This window comes from Arthrobacter sp. JCM 19049, assembly GCF_001310435.1.
The window spans coordinates 1-1,764 of the sequence record NZ_BAXF01000444.1; the positions used below are offsets into that span (position 1 = coordinate 1).

At 67.3% G+C, this 1,764-nt stretch carries 1 protein-coding gene and 1 pseudogene; both read left to right on the top strand.

Features of this window, described 5'->3' with window-relative positions; translation table 11 throughout:
• Nucleotides 1-204: 204 nt before the first annotated feature.
• A pseudogene (speB, locus tag JCM19049_RS13195) lies at nt 205-1,187 on the top strand (agmatinase).
• A gap of 1 nt (nt 1,188) precedes the next feature.
• Nucleotides 1,189-1,764 (top strand): thiamine pyrophosphate-binding protein (locus JCM19049_RS13200; protein WP_279403200.1); only part of this gene is annotated, 576 nt, incomplete at its 3' end.

A 1,764-nucleotide genomic window follows, 5' to 3' on the forward strand; every position in this document is an offset into this window, starting at 1 on the left:
CTCGCCTAGGCGCCATCCACGCCATTTTCAGGGGCCGGCCGAAGACCGGGAACGCGGCAGACCGCGTCGGTCTTCCGCCGGCCCGCGGCGTCCGGAACGGACCTCACCCTTGACGGGACGGGCAGGGGAAAATAGCATATTCGACAACGAGAGTTTCCTATTGGAAAACAGAGGTTTTCCCCTTCAGCGTCGAAAGGACCAGCCGTGGAAGAAATCCGTATCGAGGAAAACGGCAAGCTCGGACCCATCAATGCCGCACTGATCCCGCGCTACGCCGGTGCCGGAACCTACGCCCGGCTGCCGCGCCTGGACCAGGTTGAAAAGGCGGACATCAAGATCGTGGGCGTCCCGTTCGACACCGGGGTCTCCTACCGTCCCGGTGCCCGCTTCGGCTCCACCCACGTACGCGAGTCCTCCCGCCTGATCCGCCCCTACAACCCGGCCGTGGACATCTCCCCGTTCGCGCTGAGCCAGGTCGCCGACGCCGGGGACATGGCGGTGAACCCGTTCAACATCAACGAGGCCATCGAAGCCATTGAACACAACGCCCTGGAACTGACCGAGGACGGGGCCTCGCTGGTCACCATCGGTGGGGACCACACCATCGCCCTGCCGCTGCTGCGCGCCGCCTCCCAGCGTGCCGGCGGACCGGTGGCGCTGCTGCACTTCGATGCGCACCTGGACACCTGGGACACCTACTTTGGTGCCGAATACACCCACGGCACCCCGTTCCGCCGCGCGGTGGAAGAGGGCATCCTGGACACCGAGGCCATCAGCCACGTCGGCACCCGCGGCCCGCTGTACGGCAAGAAGGACCTGGAGGACGACAAGCGCTTCGGCTTCGGCATCGTCACCAGCTCGGACGTGTACTACCAGGGGTGCGTGAAATCGTGGACAAGCTGCGCGACCGCATCGGCAACCGCCCGCTGTACATCTCGGTGGACATCGACGTGCTGGACCCGGCCCACGCCCCGGGCACCGGAACCCCGGAAGCCGGCGGGATCACCAGCCGCGAGCTGCTTGAAATCCTGCGCGGGCTGCGCGGGATGAACATCGTCGGCGCGGACATCGTGGAAGTGGCCCCGGCCTACGACCATGCCGAGATCACCGGCGTGGCCGCCTCCCACGTCACCTACGACCTGATCAGCCTGATCAGCGACCTGCGCCACGGCAAGGGAATGAACTAGCATGTCCAACACCGCGCAACGCAACGGCGGGGACCTGGTCATTGAGACGCTCAGCGCGCTCGGTGCCAGGACCGTGTTCGGAATTCCCGGGCAGCACGCGCTGGGGCTCTTTGACGCGCTCTCCCGCTCGGACCTGCATTTCGTCTCCTCCCGGGTGGAGAACAACTCCGCCTTCGCCGCCGACGGCTATTCCCGGGCCACCGGGGAAGTGGGCGTGCTGTTCCTCTCCACCGGCCCCGGGGCGCTAACCTCCCTGGCCGGGCTGCAGGAAGCCTACGCCACCGGCGTGCCGATGGTGGTGGTGGCAAGCCAGATTCCGGTGGATGGACTGGGCGCCCGGCGCAAGGGCATGCTGCACCAGCTTGATGACCAGAAGGCCTCGGCCGCGAACGTCACCAAGTTCCAGCGCACCGTGCACCACGCCTCCTCGATCCCCTCGGCCATCCAGGACGCCTGGGCCGAGGCGATCACCGTGCCCATGGGCCCGGTCTGGGTGGAGGTGCCGCAGGACGTGCTGCTGGCCCCGGTCATGGTCCCGCCGGTGCGTGATGCGCTGGCCGAGGCCTATGAGCACCCG